The organism is Sphingobacteriia bacterium (genome assembly GCA_017304685.1).
Classification (GTDB): Bacteria; Pseudomonadota; Alphaproteobacteria; order Rickettsiales; family 33-17; genus JAFKLR01.
Genome location: JAFKLR010000004.1, coordinates 409,279 through 428,759, shown reverse-complemented (window position 1 = coordinate 428,759; position 19,481 = coordinate 409,279). Strand labels below are relative to the sequence as shown.

Below are 19,481 nucleotides of genomic sequence, written 5' to 3'. Positions count from 1 at the left end.
AATTATATGAAAAAAGGCATAATTAAGCATTTAAAATATTCATCATTAGTTTTACTTGGGCTTATATTAATTATTATGTTATATTTGCTCAAACAACCTGAACCAAACTTTCTTCCAATAACTAAGGAGCTGAAGTTTGACACATACCAAATTGAAAGATAATTTATTAGAAATATTTGATGAATATTTAAAATCTGAAGTCGGGGCAAGTGCTAATACTACCGCTTCATACTTAAAGGATTTAAATAATTTTTCAGAGTATTTAAATAAAAGCAAAGTAAAATTTGAAAATGTTCAAAGTACAGATATCGAAAATTTTATAAAATACTTAAATTCTAATAGTTTTAAATCTTCTACAATAAATAGACATATCTCTGCCATAAAAAGTTTTTATCAATTTTTATTTACTGAAAAAATTATCTCATCATCTCCAGCCTTAAATATTGACCATAACAAATTACCACAAAAACTTCCTAAATTTCTCTCAAAAGAAGAAGTGAATCAGCTAATGGAAATTATACGAAAAGCTGAAACTCTTGATGAAATAAGATTACTTGCAATGCTGGAAATTTTATATGCAACAGGAATGAGAGTAAGTGAACTTGTAAGCCTTAAACGCAATTCAATAAAATTTAGTGAAAAAGGTGAAATTGAACCATATTTAAAAGTATTAGGTAAAGGTAATAAAGAAAGAATGGTACCTTTACATAACAAGGCAATTTCTGCTTTACATAATTACATAGCAAAAGTTTTAAAAAATAATTTACAAAACCAATACTTATTTCCTTCAAATTCTAAAGAAGGTTATATAACACGGCAAAGATTTGGCCAATTACTGAAAGAATTAGCTATTAAAGCAGGCATTGATCATAAACGTATTTCTCCGCATGTAATAAGGCATACATTTGCTACACAATTATTAGAAGGAGGAGCGGATTTAAGAATAATTCAAGAAATTTTAGGCCACAGTGACATTGCTACTACTCAAATTTATACGCATACTACCAGTGCACGATTAAAATCTGTTGTTTATTCGCATCACCCTCTTGCAAATGATCATATTAAATAAAAAATTATAATTTTACATTTGCTACAAGAAAACATTAGGCTTTTTCTGTAATTTACTCTATAAAGATCTTTAGCAAACAAGAGAAATCTAAAATTTATTAAAATAAAAACTTTGGCAAATAAGAAATATTTGGTAAAATAATTAATAAAGAATTTAAATTAAGAATAAAAACATGTTAGTAGAAAAAGTAAAATTTTATTGGAATTATTTTAATCAAGAATCAAGAAAATTTATTGAGGAAATAAAATATCGCGTTAAGCACATAGCAGAAGGAAATGAAGAATTATGCTATTTTTATTTTTTCAATAAAAGCTATAAGGATTTAGAATTACGATTAAAAATTTTAAAATATTTTTATCCTAATTATGCTCCTTATACTTTCTTTGATGGAGTTATTAGTTTTTTTAAAGGCGATAAAGTCAAAGCTAAAGAATGCTTTTTAAAATTTAAAGAAGTTGATCCCCGTCACGCTATAAATAATTATTATTTAAACATATTAGATAATGTTGAAAATATTACCTTACCAGAAGATGTTGTAAGATTATATTTTGAAGTATCCGCTAATTTTTATACACAGTTAAACAATGCTTCTATTGAATTATATGTTTCACAAATAGGCGTTAATCAAGACAAATTAAAATTAGATCAAGAAAAAGTTTCAGTGTTAGATTTAGGATGTGGCACTGGAATATTCACCAAAAAGATTTATAAATTTTTAGGAAAAAACCCTGAAATTATAGCAATTGATTTTGCAAGTAACATGCTCGAGAAAGCTATTAAAAAATTTATTAAAGAAGAAAAATATTTATACTTACAAACTATCAATAAAAATGCTTTTGATTATTTAGAACAGGATAATACTAAATTCGATATTATTATTGCCTCAGAATTAATTCCTTACGTAAACGATTTAGAAACATTATTTAAAAGCTTAGCTAATAAAATGTTTGATAGTAGTAAGGTAATTTTAACATTTGAATTTAATGATAATAAAGAAAATAGAAGTTTTTCTACTGATTATTTTAAATATATTTATACAAGAGATTACATAAAAGAAATTTTGCATAAAAATAAATTAAAAATTGTTTCTGAGCCGCTTAATGCGAGTTCAGGTCATACCGTTATGATAATTAAAAAGGAAATATAAATACTAATGGTGGGCGATAGAAGACTCGAACTTCCGACCTCCACGATGTCAACGTGGCGCTCTAACCAACTGAGCTAACCGCCCTTAAGTAATAGTTGTATATAATAAATTTTTAGAAAATATTCAAGAAAATAATAAAAAATAGCTATGTTAAAAATTAACATAGCTATTTTTAAAACTTTATTTAACTAACTTATAAAACTAGCAACTTTATTGAATACTTTGTTAATTACTGCATTTGATTCTAGATTAGTGCGTGCGAAACTTGTAGTAAGTTCTGCAGGATAATGATCTTGTACAGTGGCATCTAACTTCTTTTCTAAACCATTTTCTATTACTACTTTTTTAGATTTACTTAATGTCATCGTCTCTAGCCCAGTTTTAATAGCTGTACCTATAAATGGTAAACTAATAGCCGCCGCTAATAATCTTGGTAAATTATCAACAAAATTAACTAATGCAGTTGGAGCACCACTTAAAGCTCTCCTTGCTGTTTGTGCCGCAAAAGAAGTGTTTGTAGCTGCAAGATATGGTGTAAATGACGGAATAAAGGTAAATAGTGAAGCTGCGAGTCCTAAATTTGCTGCATAATTCACTGTTGATTCTGCTTGATTAAATAAGTTTGGCTTATAACCCTCTTTCTTTTCTTCTTTAAGCATATTAATAGCTAAAGCACTGCCTACACATATTGCGCTTGTAATAGTAAATGAAGGTAAAATATAACCTAACATTGGAGCGAAGCTATTTAATACTAAACCAATGGTTCCTGCTAATGTTAATACATTAATGCCATCGTTAAAATAACCTTTAACTTTTTTGTCATTAATTCCAAGGTTATTTTTAGTAAATATAGTACTTGCTGAATCCCATAATGCAGCAATACCTGCACCCATTGCCCATAAAGGTAAATTTCCTTTTGGTGTAACATTAAACCAGCGTAATGCTTTAGTTGCAACAAATGTTTTAGTGCCTAAATCAACAGCGCCTGTAAAAAATTCTTTCATAATAATTCTCCTTAAAGTTTAATAAACAGTAACTTGTATTAACCAGGATAAAGATAAGATTAAATTAAGCAAGACAAATATTTACTCGAATTAAAAATTTATTTTTATGAATAAAGATAAAATTAACGATTAAACTTTTTAAAAAATTACGTATGAAAATAGATTTTAGTCTATAAAAATCCCCTTTTATAAACTAAAATTTAATTTCGATTATTTAGCCATTTCATTTGGAATGAATGCAATAGCTTTACCTGCAGTTTCTAATATCATACCGCTTGAAGTTTCTACTACTTTTACTGTATGACCGACAACTAAATTTATAGCTTTATTAGTATCTGAAAAAAATTTTATAGTTGCTGAATTTGATGTTTTGGCATCTTTTAATACCACGATCATACCATCAACTGTGTTTTCAATAGAATCTATAACTAATTCTGCGCCACCAAAAATTATTTTTTCCCCATTATCTAAAATAGTTTCAACCATTTGAAAAGGGAGATCAAGTATTGAAAATATATCTTCATTTGCATAAGAAATATTGATTGGTTTACTAATAAATAAACTTACAAATATAAGAATTTTTAAAATCTTAAACAGAAACATTTAAATTAAATTTACAAAGAACATTAATTTATAAATTTAATTTATAATAAAGTGTTAGTCAATGCAGTTTAAAATTATAAACTTACCTTATTATCAGTAGATTGTTCTAACATATTTTCTAACCTTGAACGCTCACTATTTAAATTTATTGTTTCATGTTTATTTTTAAGTGCTTCTTTCCGCGTATTAAACATTATAACTTTAGATTGTTCCAGGGGTAACCTCTCAACTTTTTTTTCAATTACTGCCTTATTATAATGTTCATTCATTAAAATTGCTGTTTCAGAAAAAATAGATAAAAGCTCGCTATTTTCTAACTTTGCTTTGTCTCCTGCAGGATAGATTTCAATTTTTAATTCAATATTACTTTCTAACGATTTTTGAGTAAGCACATTATTAAAATTGACTACTTGCCTAGAAATATATGGCTGCCTACCCAGTAGAATAACCTTACATGTTTTAGCCTTAAATTTACCTAACGCTAATAAATCATTATAAAAATCTTGAGCATTGCTAACGGTGGTTGGGCGCGCGCCATTTTCATTTTGTTTAGAATCAATCACTCTTATTTTACTAAATAATTCTTTTGCATCTCTTTTTAAAAGGTAATTAGCTGCATCTGTTTCTGTAAGAGTTTTAGGTGAGTTTAATACTATTTTTTTTGGGTTACCTTTTTCTATAAATGGCATATCCTTGTTGTATGGTAAGTTCAAGAAGCTCGCTAATTCAAGTATAAATAAATCACTATCTAAACCTACTGTTAGTTCTCTTTGGCCAGTTAAAAAATATAATGTATCAAATTTTATATTTGGAGCTATTATGCTTTTTGTATATTTAATAAATTCTACCATGCTTCCTGCGGTTGCACCTAAAATAGCTATAATATCTACTTTCTTAATATCGGTTTTTAACTCATTAATAATATTCAATTCTTTAAATGCTTGTATAAAATATTCTTTGTTGCTACCTTCCATCCATTTAGGTAGAACTTGTAATTGAGCACGTTCCATACCTGATTCTCTATTGAATGCTGTTTGTGATAAATACAAGATTAACGCAAGTATATCTTGCTCTGTTAAGGTGTTTTGAATACTTAATTCTTCAATTTTTGTAAGAACATTATCTATATTAATGGTATTATTTAAATAAGGCTCAAGTTTAAAATATATCGTCTTAGCTTTTTCAGTTGGGTATATATTATTCAATGTAACCCAAAAAGTTTCTTTATCTAAATAACCTGCCATTTCAAACATTTTAAAATATTGTTTAATTTGATTTGGAGTAAAATCTAATTTATTTATTAAATCGCTAAATTTTGACATTTTCAAACCTATAATAATTGTTATGTCACTAATTATCTTCACTTGAAGTGTTAATAATTAGTTAATAATCTATAGGTTATTTTAGTAATAATCAATTGTAAAAAAATTGCAAAAATTTAAGCTAATGATATTTTTTCTTCAATTTCATTTGCAAGGTTATTTATTAAATTTGAATCTTTACCTTCGACCATTATTCTAATTAATGGCTCGGTACCAGATTTCCTAACTAGTATTCTTGCATTACTAGAATTTGTAGTTTGGACAGAATTAATAAATACTTTTATTTCTTCTTTTTCTAATGGATTAGAATTTTTAAATTTAACATTTTTACATATTTGAGGATATGGTTTAAACACTCTACATATTTCGCTGGCTGGCTTCTTTTGCTCGGCCACTACTGCTAGCACTTGTAAAGCTGCTATTAATCCATCTCCAGTAGTCGCATAATCACTCATAATTATATGGCCAGATTGCTCACCACCAAGATTTACTGAATTCTCTTGCATAGCTTGCATTACGTAGCGATCGCCTACTTGAGTACGTATTACATTTATATTTATTTTGTTTAAATAATCTTCCATAGCTTTATTAGCCATAACAGTGGAAATTACTGTGTTTTGCTTTAATATCCCAGTTTTTTTCCAATAACTTGCTATTAATGTAAGAATTTGATCTCCATCAATGACATGACCTTTCTCATCAACTATTAAAACTCTATCACCATCCCCATCTAAAGCAATGCCTATATCTGCTCTAAGTTTTTTTACATTTTCTATTAATAGCTCAGGATGTGTAGCTCCACATTTTTCATTTATATTATATCCATCTGGCGTATTAGCAATAGTAATAACTTCTGCACCTAATTCCCATAAAATTGTTGGCCCTATATGGTAAGTTGCACCATTAGCACAATCTAATACTACTCTTAATCCATTTAAGCTTAATCCTTTTGGAAAAGTGTTTTTTACAAATTCAATATATCTGCCTTGTGCATCTTCTATTCTTTTCGCTTTCCCTAAATTATCAGGAGTTGCAAAATAGTTTTTCCATGAGCCATTTAACACTTTACGGGAAATTTCTGCTTGCATATCATCAGAAATTTTATAACCATCACCGCCAAATATTTTTATTCCATTATCTTGATAAGGATTGTGTGAGGCTGAAATCATAATTCCTAAATCAGCTCGTAATGATTTTGTTAACATACTAATTCCAGGTGTAGGCATTGGTCCAACTAAAAACACATCTGTACCACTAGCGATAAATCCAGCAGTAAGTGCATTTTCTAATAAATAACCTGAAAGCCTTGTATCTTTCCCTATAAGAACCTTATTATGTCGACCTGTTGATCCTAAAACTCCAGCAGTAGCAATTGCTATTTTTAAAATATTGTCAGGCTCTAAGCTTCCACTATTAGGAACACCTCTTATACCATCTGTACCAAATAAGTTTTTAGTCATATTTAAATTTATGTGCTCGATTGTTGGCCAAAATTTGTATCAATATTATCGCTAGATGCTGTATCACTTGAGCTAGTTGCTAATGACGAACGCTTAGGTTTATCATCATTATGATCTCTTTTTATCTTTTTCCCAGCTAAAATATCTTTTATTTCATCACCGCTTAAAGTTTCATATTCTAAAAGAGCGTTAGCAAGTAAATGTAATTTGTCTAAGTTATCTTTTAAAATTTTAGTAGCGCTTTTATATCCATCATCAACAAACTTTTTGATTTCATCATCAATCAATTTGGTTGTATCATCTGAGCGAGATTTCTGACTACCGGTACTGTGTCCTAAATAAACATCTTGTCCTTCACCACCATAATGTATAGGGCCAACTTTATCACTCATTCCCCATTCAGTAACCATTGCACGAGCCATTTTAGTAGCTTGTTCAATATCTGACGAAGCTCCACTGGTTATTTTTTCTTTACCAAATATTAGTTCTTCAGCAACTCTTCCACCCATTGCCACTGAAATGTCAGCTTTAAGTTTTTCTAAAGTAACATTATATCTATCAGTTTCAGGTAAACGCATAACTAAGCCTAAAGCTCTACCACGAGGAATAATTGTAGCCTTATGGATTGGATCAGAGGCAGGACAGTGTAAAGCAACTATGGCGTGACCACCCTCATGATACGCAGTTAACTTCTTTTGATCTTCAGTCATAGCCATTGACTTACGTTCTACACCCATCATTACTTTGTCTTTTGCTGCTTCAAAATCTTTCATAGTAACGATTTTTCTATTTTTTCTAGCCGCCATAAGCGCGCCTTCATTTACGATATTTGCGAGATCAGCACCACTAAATCCTGGGGTACCTCTTGCAATTACTTTAAGATCCACATCTGGAGCAACTGGAACTTTTCTTGCATGAACACTTAATATTTGTTCACGGCCATTAATATCTGGTGCTGGAACAACTATTTGTCTATCAAATCTTCCAGGTCTAAGGAGAGCCGGGTCTAAAACGTCTGGTCTATTTGTTGCAGCAAGAATAATTACCCCTTCATTTGCTTCAAAACCGTCCATTTCAACTAGTAACTGATTAAGAGTTTGTTCTCTTTCATCATTACCGCCTCCAAGGCCTATACCTCTATGTCTACCTACCGCATCTATTTCATCTATAAAAATAATACATGGAGCGTTTTTCTTGCCTTGTTCAAACATATCTCTTACACGGCTTGCACCAACACCAACAAACATTTCAACAAAATCTGAACCTGAAATTGAGAAAAACGGTACATTCGCTTCTCCTGCAATAGCTCTTGCAAGTAAGGTTTTACCAGTACCAGGTTGACCAATTAATAAACATCCTTTTGGAATTTTACCACCAAGTGATTGGAATTTGCCCGGGTCTTTTAAGAAATCAACTATTTCTGTTAATTCTTCTTTAGCTTCATCAATACCTGCAACATCTTCAAATGTTATTTTAGATTTTTCAGATAACAATTTTGCACGTGATTTGCCAAACCCCATTGCTTTACCGCCACCACCTTGCATTTGCTTCATGAAGAATACCCATACCCCAATAAGTAAGAAAATTGGGAACCAAGAAAGCAAAATTCCTATTACCGAATTCATTTTACTATCGGTAGGCACAGCTTCAATCCTAACGCTATTAGTTCTTAATTTATCAATTAAATTAGGATATTCAGGAAGAAAGGTATTAAATCTCGTACCATCAGTAAATTTTCCTTCAATATTTCTACCTTGGATTAATACGCTAGCCACTTGTCCTTCTTCTACTTTACTTAAAAAGTCAGAAAATGGATATGTTGAATAAGTACCGGTGATAGACCCGCCTTGAATATAGTTATAAATGCCTAATAGCGTTAGAATAACAAAGGCCCAAACTAACAAATTTTTCCCGAAATTTCCCATATAAACCTACAAATATGTTTCCATTTAAGTGTAATATAAATTTATGTATGTAACAAGTTTATTAATTCTCTTGAACGCTCTTGACTATTTAATTTACTCAAGCTTTGCCTTGGTTGCCAATACATTTTTATATTATTATTTTTTATACATGTAATCATTGTACTTGAAATATTCAAGTTTGAATCCAATATTATTGGCAAAAAATACCTAATCTTTTCAACTATTTTAGGTATATTTTTAAATTCTCTTTTTATCTTTTTCCATATTTCTGGCGTTAATGGAGTTATATTATAGTGTTCATTAATAGATATATTTTTAACATAAAAACCCTCTATTATTATATTTTCTTTAAAATAAACAGTCTTTTCTTTATTAAACTTATATTCGGGATAAACATGTAAAATGTTATTATTAATTTCCAATAAGCAATTACCTAAAGTTTTAAACTTAAATCCCGATTTTATACTGTTAATAATTTCTACAATTGAAGAAAATCTAGGAGTATACTTTACTTCACCTATTAATTTAATAATATCTGCTATTATTCTACCTTGATCAATAACTGAGTATTTTAGAAATTTATTCAAATCTATTTCTGCTAGTTTAAAAGGATGGATTCTTATACAATTTACTTCTAATTCATTCAATCTATTTTCATAATTTATATTAGTTAAAGATAAATTTAATATTGTAGTAAAAAGATTTTCTAAATTAAGGTCTAAAACATTCAAATTTGCTCTTATTCTATTACGTAAATATTTATCATTAAAGTTACTAGCATCTTCTTTCCAAGAAATTTTATGATATTCTAAATATTCAATAAGATTTTTCTTATTAAAATTTAATAATGGCTTTATTAATTTTATATTTTCAGAAATATTATAATTTTCGAATTCTAAAGAATTAGCTACTCCTCTTAAGCCACTTCCTCTATTAATTCTTATAAAGAAATTTTCAATTACATCATCTTTATGATGTGCTGTTATTATATTAATGATGTTATATTGTTTACAATATTGATTGATTAAATCATACCTAACTTCTCGAGCTTCATTTTGGTTACGAGCAAGAGGACGATTTTCAGGCCATGCTAAAATTTCATGCCTAATTTTATTTGAGGCACAAAATGAATTAACAAAATTAGCTTCTTCTTCAGCTTCCGGTCTTAATTTATGATTTATTGTAATTACATGCAATCTATCATTATTAACAGCATTAATTAATAATGATAGAAGCGCCATTGAATCGGCTCCTCCTGAAACAGCTACACAAATTTTGCTGCTAGGAAAAAAATCAAATTTTTGCCAAATTTCTTTAAATTTAGTTTGAAGCTTTTGTGCATCCAAGACGTTTATACTCTTTATCTGCTTTACTCTTTATACTTGCTGATGCATCTGGAAACCGATCATAGAGTTTATCTATGGTGCTACATGCTTCTTTAAGTTTTTTAAGTTGTCCTAATGACATTGAAAGTTTTAATAAAGTATCTGGCGCTCTTTTCCCTTTAGGAAATTGTTTATAACCTTTTAGATACTGAATTGCAGCTTCTTGGTATTGTTTTTTAACATAAAACACTTCACCATACCAATAATATGCATTTCCAACTAATGGATCATCACCATATTTACCAATAAATGTTTCTAAAACTTTTGCTGCCTTATCTAATTCAGACTTTTTTATTAAATTAATTGCTTCATCATATGATTTCTTTTTTTCATTATCGCTTTCAATGCTTCCAGTTTCTATTGCTTCAGAACTGATTCCTTTACCTTTTTTAGCTTCAGAATCTTTTAACTGCTGATTTAAAGGTTTTTCTTTATTATATTTAGTTTCACCTATTTTTTTATCAAAAGCTTCTTGGTCATTTGTAGCAGTTATAGTTTTAGAAGTAGTTGACTCAGTAGTTAAATCATCTTTAGCACTTTCACTACTTGGGGTAGAAGCTAGCTTTTTACCTTTCTCTATTTGTTCAAATCTAAAATCTATATCTTTATTTAATATATCAACTCTATCACTTAATTGTTTATTATAAAATTGAACTTCTTCTACTTTACCATTTAAATCGCGCATTTGCTCTTCGATCATCATAACTCTTGATTCTAAGTCCGCAGCATCAGTATTTAAACCAGAAGCGTTACTTTTTTTAGATGAACCACCGGTACGGTAAAATTGTTTTTGAAGTATATTTAAATCTCTTTCCAACCTTTCCATTCTATCGGCTAATCTTGATTGAATGTTATCCTCAGCTAAAGCGTGATTTGTCGTAATTACAAAGGTTAAAAAAAGAGCTTTTAGTAAATTAGAATTTATTTTCATTACGTGTCCTTGTATAAATTACATGCTACTACGTAACTTATCAAAAAAAAAAATAGCTGGCAACTATGTTGTTACCAGCTATTTATAATACGATCGTATTAGACTATTGATTGCTTACAACAGTTACACCACGACGATTTTGAGCATGAGCTTCTTCGGTATTACCGATAACAGCTAAACGCTCTTTACCGAATGAAACGGTTGAAAGACGATCATTAGAAATACCAAGGCTAATTAAGTATTTTTTTACTGATTCAGCACGACGTTCACCAAGAGCAATGTTGTACTCACGAGTACCGCGTTCATCTGCATGACCTTCAATTGTTATTCTTGTGTTTGGGTATTGTTGTAACCAAGCCGCTTGACGTTTTAAAGTTTCTTTAGCTTCTTCTTTAACATCTGAACGATCGAAATCAAAAAATACTCTATCACCAACGTTAGCTTCTAAATCAGCTTGTGTACCTGGAATAATTTGAGCATCACCACCTGCACCATCAACTCCGCCCATTCTTGAACCTGTAGTACAAGCTGAAGCAAATAAGAGCACGAATGCTACAGAAAGAAGTTTTTTCATCATAACCTTTCTCCAAAATTTAATTTATTTACAAGTTAGCATATAACATGAAGTTATATTACCTAAATATACCTACGTACATTTAATTCATGTATACGTCAATAACTTTTGTAGCATTCGTTAGTAGAAATTGCTAATAATCAAATGAATTATTAACCAGAAGTACTTAAAATTATTTTTATGGTGTTGTAAATTTGCTATTAATATATTATTTTTTAAAAACTTTTTAAACTTTCATTCAATATTTAGGTAATATATGTTTATAGATTGTATAGTTTTCTTATATCTTTTATAGAATGTTTACCTAATAAATATTCTTCACCAGGATCTACCATAATTTTGCCTGCCATGGCTTCTCTTCCTAGTAACATTTGATACCGCATTGTAGTTCTATTGGCAAGAGTTAACTCTATTTCCCAACTATTATCTTCGCTTATTTTTAAGAGTGTTTTGATTACATATCTTAATTGCCTGTGCCCCCCTGAATCACTAACAATTCTTTCATCAACAATTTCAGCAATCGCACTATGCTTTATTTTTGAAAAAGGCATCATATTAAATTTTACCCATGGAGCACCTTTGTGAGTAAAATGTCTAATTTCACTAACTCCTATCGAAGAGGTAGTGGCGCCAGTGTCAATTTTAGCTTTTATGTATGGAATATTTAAATCAGGCAATGAAAGCCATTCATGCCAACCGATTATTTTTTTACTTTTTAAAACAAGCGTTTCTTCCATTCAGATTTACTTAATAATTAAAAATGCGAATCCCATCTTAACACATTATTTATTGATTTTAAAACCTTTTTTAACTTTAATTATTTTTTTAATGTTACGATATAAGCTCCTTCTCCTCCTTGCTCTTCATTAGAAAGACAAAAATTACCAATTATTTTTTGCTCTTGAAAATAATTTAACCACTTGGGAGCTTCATTTTTAATCTTCCCAGTATATTTTCCATCAATAAAATGACCTTTTCCTGTAATAACTAATACGGTTTTACATTGGTCGTTTCTGGAATTAATAAGAAATCGGTATAAAGCCTTATACGCTTCTTCAAGGGTAAAGAAGTGCAAATCTAGTACTCTATCAATTTCCTTACTTTTAAGTCTTTTTTGAAGTTTCCTATCAGATACAAGCGTATCCTTATTATAACCAAGTCCCTGATAATCAATAATTTCTTTAAAATCTAAATTTTTCTTTTTAAATGAAACCTTTTTTGATTCTTCAACAACCCTTTGTTTTTTCGTCACTTTTTTAACTGTATTTATATATTCTTCCCAATCCATTTTTATAATAATTACTTGAATTTATTTACATACTAGCACTTGAAAGAATTTATTAGAACTATTATAATATATGTGAAAATAGTAAATTAGCTATTTTTATTTAACCTAATTTATTAAATTGGTAGCATAATATGTCATTAATATTAGCAACATCACCTTCGGATCAAATTAGCTTAGCTCGTTATCTAGAAGAGATTAAAAGAATCCCTAGCTTAGACGCTGAAACAGAATTTATGTTAGCAAAGGATATGATTGAACATAAAGATATTAAGGCTGCACATAAATTAGTTTTAAGTTATCTTAAACTTGTCCCTAAAATTGCTAGAGTTTATAAAAATTATGGCCTTCCTATGATTGAGATGATTTCAGAAGGCAATATCGGCCTTATGCAGGCAGTAAAAAAATTTAATCCTGAATTAGGTTACAGGTTATCAACATATGCAACATGGTGGATTAAAGCTGCTATACAAGAATACATTATTAAAAGCTGGTCGTTAGTAAAGATAGGTACTACATCTGCTCAAAAAAAATTGTTTTTTAATCTTAGAAAGTTAAAATCTAAAATCACAAAACTTGAAGCTCGCTCTGAATTAAATCATGAAGATATTAAAAAAATAGCAGCTCAATTAAATGTACACGAATCTGAAGTTATTGAAATGGATCAGCGCATTCATTCTTCTGATATTTCATTAAATAATTTTATTAATGAAGATAAAAATGAAGCAATTGATCTTATTCCTGAATCTCGTCCTAATCAGGAAGTTATTTTTGAAAAAAAACAGGAAAAGAAAAGAAAGCTTAATTTATTTCATAAAGCTTTAGCTTTACTAGATGTTCGTGAAAAAGAAATCATTGAGCAAAGACATTTAAGTGAGAACGCTTTAACTTTAGAACAAATTGCTAAAAAATTTAATGTCTCAACTGAAAGAGTAAGACAACTTGAAACACGAGCTTTAAATAAACTTAAAGAAGCCGTAGCTAATAACTAAAATGCTTTCTCATAAAAAACGCCTTATTTCTTATAAAGTTTTATTATCCAAAGAAATTTGGCGTTTTTTTAAAGTATACCATCAGACAATTATTTCTCCTATTATATCCGCGTTATTATTTTTTAGCATTTTTACAATAGCTATAGGTAAGCATGTCGATTTTATCGGAAGCATTAAGTTCGAAGTATTTATGTCGGCAGGTTTAATTGCGATGAGTATAATACAAAATGCTTTCGCAAACACTTCATCTGTAATGGTTATTAGTAAAGTAAACGGTGCTATAATTGACTATTTACTTCCACCTTTCACTCCTACTCAAATGATTACCTGTTTTGCAATTTCAAGCTTGATTAGATCAACTATAATAGCTTTTATTTTATATATAATCTTATTCTTTATTACTGGAATCCCTATTTATAATCCGGGTACCTTACTTGCATTTATAGCTCTTTCTTCAATTTTATTATCCAATATTGGATTACTAACTGGTATTGCTTCAAAAAGATTTGACGATTTAGCTGCTATTACAAATTATATTGTAACCCCTTTATCATTTCTTTCAGGAACATTTTATCCTATTAGCAATCTTTCACCTTGGTTTAATAAAATCATTTATTACAACCCATTCTTTTATATTGTTGACGGAATAAGGTTTAGCTTTACTAATTTCAAAGAATGTAATATTGTCACAGCCTTAGCTAGTTTAACTATCTTAAATATCTTTATCTGGGCAATTTGCTATTTCGTTTTAAAATCAGGTTGGAAATTACGTAAATAAACATGACAGAATACTATTTAGTTATTAAATCACTCCATATTATTTCTATGGTAGCATGGATGGCCGGTCTTTTTTATTTACCTCGTTTATATGTTTATCACACTCGAACTGAGCAAAATTCTGAACTTGATTTAACCCTTAAAGTAATGGAAAAAAAACTTCTTAGAATAATTATTAACCCAGCTATGATATTTACATTTATTTTTGGCTTAATGCTAATTCATATATTAGGATTTAAAAATTTAGGTATTTGGTTTCACATTAAGTTTTTATTAGTTATACTACTTTCCGGCTTCCACGGAATGCTTGCAAAGTGGAGAAAGGATTTTGAAAAAGGACAAAATAAGCATTCAGAAAAATTCTATCGAATTGCAAATGAATTTCCTACTGTAATGCTTGTTCTCATTGTTTTTTTAGTGGTTTTAAAACCATTTTAAGAAAATACTAAGAACTTTTACCATAGCGACATAAATGTCATAATATGATTAAATTTCTATATTTTCACTAAAATAGCAGTTGACAATAGAGACACATATATTTAGCTTCTAAAATATATTTGTTTCTCCCCTATTCATTCCTTAATAAAGTTTTTTGTCACAAATGTTAATTAAGAGTAAAAATGAACAGAAATACTAGTAATATAGAACAAGAGCCACAAAATTCAACTGGCCTTGAACAAGAATTACCATCAAATTCTGCACCCGCAGAGATTTTATATTTAAAAGATATAAAGAAAAAAACACCTACTGAACTTGCTGAACTTGCTGAAAGTTACGGAATTGAGAAAGCAAGTGAGCTTCGTAAACAAGATATTATTTTTGAAATATTAAAAAAAATAGCTGAAAAAGGTGGTTCAATTATCGGTGAAGGAGTTTTAGAAGTTTTACCGGACGGATTCGGTTTTTTAAGATCTCCTGAAGCAAATTATTTAGCTGGACCAGATGATATTTATGTTTCTCCAAATCAAATTAAAAAATTTGGTTTAAGAACAGGGGACACTATAGAAGGGCAAATTCGCGCTCCTAAACAAGGGGAAAGATATTTTGCTCTTGTTAGAGTTACGAGCGTTAATTTCGAACAGCCTGAAAGAATTCATCATCGTATAAATTTTGATAACTTAACACCTCTTTACCCAAATGATAGATTAAAGCTTGAAAATGATAATGGCGACGGTAAAGATTTAAGCACAAGAATTATTGACCTTGTTTGCCCGTTAGGTAAAGGTCAAAGAGCATTAATAGTAGCACCTCCAAGAACAGGTAAAACTATGCTGCTACAAAACATCGCTCATGCAATTACTGCAAACCATCCTGAAATATATTTAATGGTATTATTAATAGATGAAAGGCCAGAAGAAGTAACTGACATGGCTCGTTCTGTTAGAGGTGAAGTTGTAAGTTCTACATTCGACGAACCTGCAACCCGTCACGTACAACTTGCGGAAATGGTTATTGAAAAAGCAAAAAGATTAGTTGAGCAGAAAAAGGATGTAGTAATTTTACTAGATTCTATAACACGTTTAGCAAGAGCATATAACACTGTTATTCCATCATCTGGTAAAGTTCTTACCGGTGGTGTGGATGCTAACGCATTACAAAGACCAAAAAGATTTTTTGGTGCGGCTCGTAATATTGAAGAAGGTGGCTCTTTAACAATTATTGCTACTGCACTTATTGATACCGGTTCAAGAATGGACGAGGTAATATTTGAAGAATTTAAAGGTACTGGTAACTCAGAAATTATTTTAGAAAGAAAAGTTGCAGATAAAAGAATATTTCCTGCCCTCGATATTACAAAATCAGGTACCCGTAAAGAAGACCTATTATTTGATAAATCTACATTACAAAAAATGTGGGTATTAAGGCGTATTATTATGCCTATGGGTACAGTTGATGCAATTGAATTCTTAATTGACAAACTAAAACCAACTAAGAACAATGGCGAATTTTTTGATGCAATGAATTCATAAAAATAATACAGGGGGTATTAATGCAAGATCGTAAAAAAATTTCTCTTATCGGTAGCGGTAACATTGGCGGAACACTTGCTCATTTAGTAGCAATGAAAAAATTAGGTGACGTAGTACTTTTTGATATCGCTGAAGGTACTCCACAAGGAAAATCACTTGATTTAGCTCAAGCATGTGCAGTTGAAGGTGTTAGCGTTACAATGGCAGGTGCAAATAATTACGAGGCTATAAAAGATTCGGACGTAATTATCGTTACTGCTGGTGTTCCAAGAAAACCAGGTATGAGTCGTGATGATCTTGTTGCAATTAATACGGATGTAATTAAAACCGTTGGCGAAAATATTAAAAAATATTCTCCAGATGCTTTTGTGATAGTTATTACTAACCCGCTTGATGCGATGGTTTGGGTAATGCAAAAAGTAACAAATCTTCCAAGCAATAAAGTAGTTGGTATGGCAGGTGTATTAGACTCAGGTCGTTTCAAGCATTTTTTAGCAGAAGAATTTAAAGTATCTGTAAAAGATGTAAATGCTTTCGTATTAGGTGGACATGGTGACACAATGGTACCACTTGTAAGATATTCTACCGTTGCTGGCATCCCAGTACCTGATCTTATTAAAATGGGTTGGTCTACTCAAGAAAAAATCGATAAAATAATTCAAAGAACAAGAGATGGCGGTGCTGAAATTGTGGGATTACTTAAAACCGGTTCAGCATTTTATGCACCAGCAGCCTCAGCTATTGAAATGGCTGAAAGCTATTTACATGATCAAAGAAGAATTCTTCCATGCGCTGTAAATTTAAATGGTGAATATGGAATTAAAGATCTTTACGTAGGTGTGCCTGTTGTTATAGGCAAAAATGGCGTAGAGAAAATTGTAGAAATTACTTTAAATGAAGAAGAACAAAAAGCTTTCAATAATTCTGCAAATGCAGTAAGAAGTTTAATAGAAGGTATTAAATTATAAGGAAGACAAAATGAATATTCATGAATATCAGGCAAAAGAGATACTTCGAAAATACGGCATTCCCGTTAATAAACAAGCGGGACTTATTACCGATTTATCACAACTTGATAATGTTGTAAGTAAGCTTGAAAATAATAAATTATATGTTGTGAAAGCGCAAATTCACGCAGGTGGCCGCGGTAAGGCAGGTGGAGTTAAACTTGCTAAATCGCCAAATGAAGTAAAAGAATTAACTGAAAAAATGTTCGGAATTACTCTTGTAACTCATCAAACTGGTCCTAAAGGTCAAAAAGTTAGAAGGATTTATATTGAAGAAGGCTCTGATATTAAAAAAGAATATTATTTAAGTTTAGTTCTTGATCGTGCTACTTCATCAATAACAATAATTGCATCCTCTGAAGGTGGCGTTGATATTGAAGAAGTTGCTGATAACCATCCTGAAAAAATAATTAAAGCTTCAATAGATCCTGCAACAGGTATTCAACCTTTCCATACACGTAAACTTGCTTTCGCATTAGGATTTGAAGGCGAGCAAATGAAGAAATTTTCTGATTTTGTTATAAAATTATATAATGCTTTCCTTGGAACTGATGCAAGCCAAGTTGAAATCAATCCAATGATTACAAATGACAAAAATGAATTTGTAGCATTAGATGCTAAATTTAATTTTGATGATAACGCACTTTATCGTCAGGCTGAAGTTTCAACAATGCGCGATTTAGATGAAGAAGATCCTTTAGAACAAAGAGCGAATAATTCTGGGCTTAGTTACGTTAAAATGGATGGTAATATTGGATGCATGGTTAACGGCGCAGGTCTTGCAATGTCAACTATGGATATTATTAAACTTTACGGTGGCGAACCTGCTAACTTTTTGGATGTAGGCGGTGGAGCAAATAAAGAGAAAGTAAGTGAAGCATTTAGAATTATCCTTTCTGACCCTGAAGTAAAAGGAATACTTGTAAATATTTTCGGTGGTATTATGCGTTGTGATATTATTGCTGAAGGTGTAATCGCTGCTGCTAAAGAAGTTTCATTAAGTGTACCGCTTGTTGTAAGACTTGCAGGAACTAATTTTGAATTAGGTAAGCAAATCTTAAATAACTCAGGTTTAGCAGTAATTGCAGCCGATGATTTAGCAGATGCAGCAGAAAAAATAGTTAAAGCAGTTAATAAGGGCTAGTATTATGACCATTTTGATTAATAAAAATACAAAAGTTATTTGCCAAGGTTTTACTGGTTCCCAAGGAACTTTCCATTCAGAGCAAGCGATTGCATATGGAACAAAAATGGTAGGAGGAGTAACTCCGGGCAAAGGAGGGTCAACTCACTTAAATTTACCAGTGTTTAATACAGTTGAAGAAGCAGTTAAAACTACAGGCGCTAATGCTTCAGTAATATATGTTCCTCCAGCTTTTGCAGCAGATTCAATTTTAGAAGCAATCGACGCTGAAATTGAATTAGCGATCTGTATCACTGAAGGTATTCCAGTACTTGATATGATGAGAGTAAAAAGAGCTTTAAACGGTTCTAAAACTAGATTAGTAGGACCTAACTGTCCTGGCGTAATTACTCCTGAAGAATGTAAAATTGGTATTATGCCTGGTCACATCCATAAAAAAGGTAGAATAGGTATTGTATCTCGTTCAGGAACTTTAACTTATGAGGCTGTGGCACAAACAACAGCTATTGGACTTGGACAATCAACTTGTGTTGGTATTGGTGGTGATCCTATAAATGGAACAAATTTCGTTGATGTTATAGAAATGTTCTTAAACGATCCTGATACTGATGCCATTATCATGATTGGTGAAATTGGTGGTAGTGCTGAAGAAGATGCAGCTGAAGTAATTAAAAATTCCAAAATTAAAAAACCTACAGTAGGATTTGTAGCAGGGCGTACCGCTCCTCCTGGTAGAAGAATGGGCCACGCAGGAGCAATTGTTGCCGGTGGTAAAGGTGGTGCAGATGATAAAATGGAAGCGATGAGAAGCGCTGGCATTGTTGTATCTGATTCACCAGCTGAAATTGGTAAAACTATGGGTAAATTATTAGGTAAGATTTAAAGC

Annotated in this window: 19 protein-coding genes and 1 tRNA gene; 9 read left to right on the top strand and 11 right to left on the bottom strand. The window is 30.6% G+C overall.

The annotated features are described in order from the left end of the window. Positions 1-136 precede the first annotated feature (136 nt). On the top strand, positions 137-1,069 hold the full coding sequence (gene xerD, locus J0H68_07455; GenBank protein ID MBN8828526.1) for a site-specific tyrosine recombinase XerD: 933 nt from the start codon (positions 137-139) through the stop codon (positions 1,067-1,069). Between the two features lie 172 nt (positions 1,070-1,241). Continuing rightward, on the top strand, positions 1,242-2,216 hold the full coding sequence (locus J0H68_07450; GenBank protein ID MBN8828525.1) for a class I SAM-dependent methyltransferase: 975 nt from the start codon (positions 1,242-1,244) through the stop codon (positions 2,214-2,216). 7 nt (positions 2,217-2,223) lie between these two features. Here the strand turns inward: J0H68_07450 and J0H68_07445 are convergent. From J0H68_07445 to J0H68_07395, 11 genes are all read right to left on the bottom strand, one after another. After that, a tRNA-Val gene (locus J0H68_07445) sits at positions 2,224-2,300 on the bottom strand. A gap of 104 nt (positions 2,301-2,404) precedes the next feature. Next, positions 2,405-3,220: a hypothetical protein gene (locus tag J0H68_07440; GenBank protein ID MBN8828524.1), complete on the bottom strand. Its 816-nt coding sequence runs from the start codon at positions 3,218-3,220 to the stop codon at positions 2,405-2,407. 210 nt (positions 3,221-3,430) lie between these two features. Beyond that, entirely contained in the window at positions 3,431-3,823 is a 393-nt protein-coding gene (locus J0H68_07435) for a hypothetical protein (protein ID MBN8828523.1), read from the bottom strand. A gap of 74 nt (positions 3,824-3,897) precedes the next feature. Then, positions 3,898-5,145 carry a hypothetical protein gene (locus tag J0H68_07430; GenBank protein ID MBN8828522.1) on the bottom strand — a complete coding sequence of 416 codons (1,248 nt, stop codon included), beginning with the start codon at positions 5,143-5,145 and terminating at the stop codon, positions 3,898-3,900. A 116-nt stretch (positions 5,146-5,261) separates the two neighbouring features. Further along, positions 5,262-6,605 carry a phosphoglucosamine mutase gene (locus tag J0H68_07425; protein MBN8828521.1) on the bottom strand — a complete coding sequence of 448 codons (1,344 nt, stop codon included), beginning with the start codon at positions 6,603-6,605 and terminating at the stop codon, positions 5,262-5,264. 8 nt (positions 6,606-6,613) lie between these two features. Then, positions 6,614-8,530: an ATP-dependent zinc metalloprotease FtsH gene (gene ftsH / locus J0H68_07420; protein MBN8828520.1), complete on the bottom strand. Its 1,917-nt coding sequence runs from the start codon at positions 8,528-8,530 to the stop codon at positions 6,614-6,616. Positions 8,531-8,571: 41 nt separating this feature from the next. Beyond that, the gene (gene tilS / locus J0H68_07415) at positions 8,572-9,876 is read right to left on the bottom strand and encodes a tRNA lysidine(34) synthetase TilS (protein MBN8828519.1); all 1,305 of its coding nucleotides are present in this window, start codon (positions 9,874-9,876) and stop codon (positions 8,572-8,574) included. Beyond that, positions 9,851-10,846, bottom strand: a complete 996-nt coding sequence (gene ybgF / locus J0H68_07410) for a tol-pal system protein YbgF (protein ID MBN8828518.1) — start codon at positions 10,844-10,846, stop codon at positions 9,851-9,853. Before ybgF ends, tilS begins: the two co-directional genes overlap by 26 nt. A 103-nt stretch (positions 10,847-10,949) precedes the next feature. Further along, positions 10,950-11,423, bottom strand: a complete 474-nt coding sequence (gene pal / locus J0H68_07405; protein MBN8828517.1) for a peptidoglycan-associated lipoprotein Pal — start codon at positions 11,421-11,423, stop codon at positions 10,950-10,952. 257 nt (positions 11,424-11,680) lie between these two features. Next, the gene (locus tag J0H68_07400; protein ID MBN8828516.1) at positions 11,681-12,157 is read right to left on the bottom strand and encodes an ATP-dependent zinc protease; all 477 of its coding nucleotides are present in this window, start codon (positions 12,155-12,157) and stop codon (positions 11,681-11,683) included. Between the two features lie 80 nt (positions 12,158-12,237). Further along, positions 12,238-12,708, bottom strand: coding sequence for a Smr/MutS family protein (locus tag J0H68_07395; protein MBN8828515.1), 471 nt, complete (start codon positions 12,706-12,708; stop codon positions 12,238-12,240). A 131-nt stretch (positions 12,709-12,839) separates the two neighbouring features. On the opposite strand from J0H68_07395, the gene rpoH reads away from it, so the two are divergent. The 7 genes from rpoH (at position 12,840) to sucD (ending at position 19,478) form a co-directional block, all read left to right on the top strand. Then, positions 12,840-13,697 (top strand): RNA polymerase sigma factor RpoH, encoded by an 858-nt coding sequence (rpoH, locus tag J0H68_07390; protein MBN8828514.1) that lies wholly within the window; start codon positions 12,840-12,842, stop codon positions 13,695-13,697. A 1-nt stretch (position 13,698) separates the two neighbouring features. Beyond that, positions 13,699-14,475 carry an ABC transporter permease gene (locus J0H68_07385; protein MBN8828513.1) on the top strand — a complete coding sequence of 259 codons (777 nt, stop codon included), beginning with the start codon at positions 13,699-13,701 and terminating at the stop codon, positions 14,473-14,475. A 2-nt stretch (positions 14,476-14,477) separates the two neighbouring features. After that, entirely contained in the window at positions 14,478-14,912 is a 435-nt protein-coding gene (gene hemJ, locus J0H68_07380) for a protoporphyrinogen oxidase HemJ (protein ID MBN8828512.1), read from the top strand. Between the two features lie 182 nt (positions 14,913-15,094). Beyond that, positions 15,095-16,444, top strand: a complete 1,350-nt coding sequence (gene rho / locus J0H68_07375; GenBank protein ID MBN8828511.1) for a transcription termination factor Rho — start codon at positions 15,095-15,097, stop codon at positions 16,442-16,444. Positions 16,445-16,464: 20 nt separating this feature from the next. Next, the gene (mdh, locus tag J0H68_07370) at positions 16,465-17,412 is read left to right on the top strand and encodes a malate dehydrogenase (GenBank protein MBN8828510.1); all 948 of its coding nucleotides are present in this window, start codon (positions 16,465-16,467) and stop codon (positions 17,410-17,412) included. Between the two features lie 10 nt (positions 17,413-17,422). After that, positions 17,423-18,595 carry an ADP-forming succinate--CoA ligase subunit beta gene (sucC, locus tag J0H68_07365; GenBank protein ID MBN8828509.1) on the top strand — a complete coding sequence of 391 codons (1,173 nt, stop codon included), beginning with the start codon at positions 17,423-17,425 and terminating at the stop codon, positions 18,593-18,595. Positions 18,596-18,599: 4 nt separating this feature from the next. Further along, positions 18,600-19,478, top strand: coding sequence for a succinate--CoA ligase subunit alpha (gene sucD / locus J0H68_07360; GenBank protein ID MBN8828508.1), 879 nt, complete (start codon positions 18,600-18,602; stop codon positions 19,476-19,478). Positions 19,479-19,481: the final 3 nt, after the last annotated feature.

Bases quoted from the DNA above. Each gene is read 5' to 3' on its own strand.
- J0H68_07425 (MBN8828521.1), bottom strand. From the start codon at position 6,605: ATGACTAAAAACTTATTTGGTACAGATGGTATAAGAGGTGTTCCTAAT.
- sucD (MBN8828508.1), top strand. From the start codon at position 18,600: ATGACCATTTTGATTAATAAAAATACAAAAGTTATTTGCCAAGGTTTT.
- mdh (MBN8828510.1), top strand. From the start codon at position 16,465: ATGCAAGATCGTAAAAAAATTTCTCTTATCGGTAGCGGTAACATTGGC.
- J0H68_07450 (MBN8828525.1), top strand. From the start codon at position 1,242: ATGTTAGTAGAAAAAGTAAAATTTTATTGGAATTATTTTAATCAAGAA.
- rho (MBN8828511.1), top strand. From the start codon at position 15,095: ATGAACAGAAATACTAGTAATATAGAACAAGAGCCACAAAATTCAACT.
- ftsH (MBN8828520.1), bottom strand. From the start codon at position 8,530: ATGGGAAATTTCGGGAAAAATTTGTTAGTTTGGGCCTTTGTTATTCTA.
- J0H68_07385 (MBN8828513.1), top strand. From the start codon at position 13,699: ATGCTTTCTCATAAAAAACGCCTTATTTCTTATAAAGTTTTATTATCC.
- rpoH (MBN8828514.1), top strand. From the start codon at position 12,840: ATGTCATTAATATTAGCAACATCACCTTCGGATCAAATTAGCTTAGCT.
- J0H68_07440 (MBN8828524.1), bottom strand. From the start codon at position 3,220: ATGAAAGAATTTTTTACAGGCGCTGTTGATTTAGGCACTAAAACATTT.
- sucC (MBN8828509.1), top strand. From the start codon at position 17,423: ATGAATATTCATGAATATCAGGCAAAAGAGATACTTCGAAAATACGGC.
- pal (MBN8828517.1), bottom strand. From the start codon at position 11,423: ATGATGAAAAAACTTCTTTCTGTAGCATTCGTGCTCTTATTTGCTTCA.
- ybgF (MBN8828518.1), bottom strand. From the start codon at position 10,846: ATGAAAATAAATTCTAATTTACTAAAAGCTCTTTTTTTAACCTTTGTA.
- J0H68_07430 (MBN8828522.1), bottom strand. From the start codon at position 5,145: ATGTCAAAATTTAGCGATTTAATAAATAAATTAGATTTTACTCCAAAT.
- J0H68_07435 (MBN8828523.1), bottom strand. From the start codon at position 3,823: ATGTTTCTGTTTAAGATTTTAAAAATTCTTATATTTGTAAGTTTATTT.
- hemJ (MBN8828512.1), top strand. From the start codon at position 14,478: ATGACAGAATACTATTTAGTTATTAAATCACTCCATATTATTTCTATG.
- J0H68_07395 (MBN8828515.1), bottom strand. From the start codon at position 12,708: ATGGATTGGGAAGAATATATAAATACAGTTAAAAAAGTGACGAAAAAA.
- J0H68_07400 (MBN8828516.1), bottom strand. From the start codon at position 12,157: ATGGAAGAAACGCTTGTTTTAAAAAGTAAAAAAATAATCGGTTGGCAT.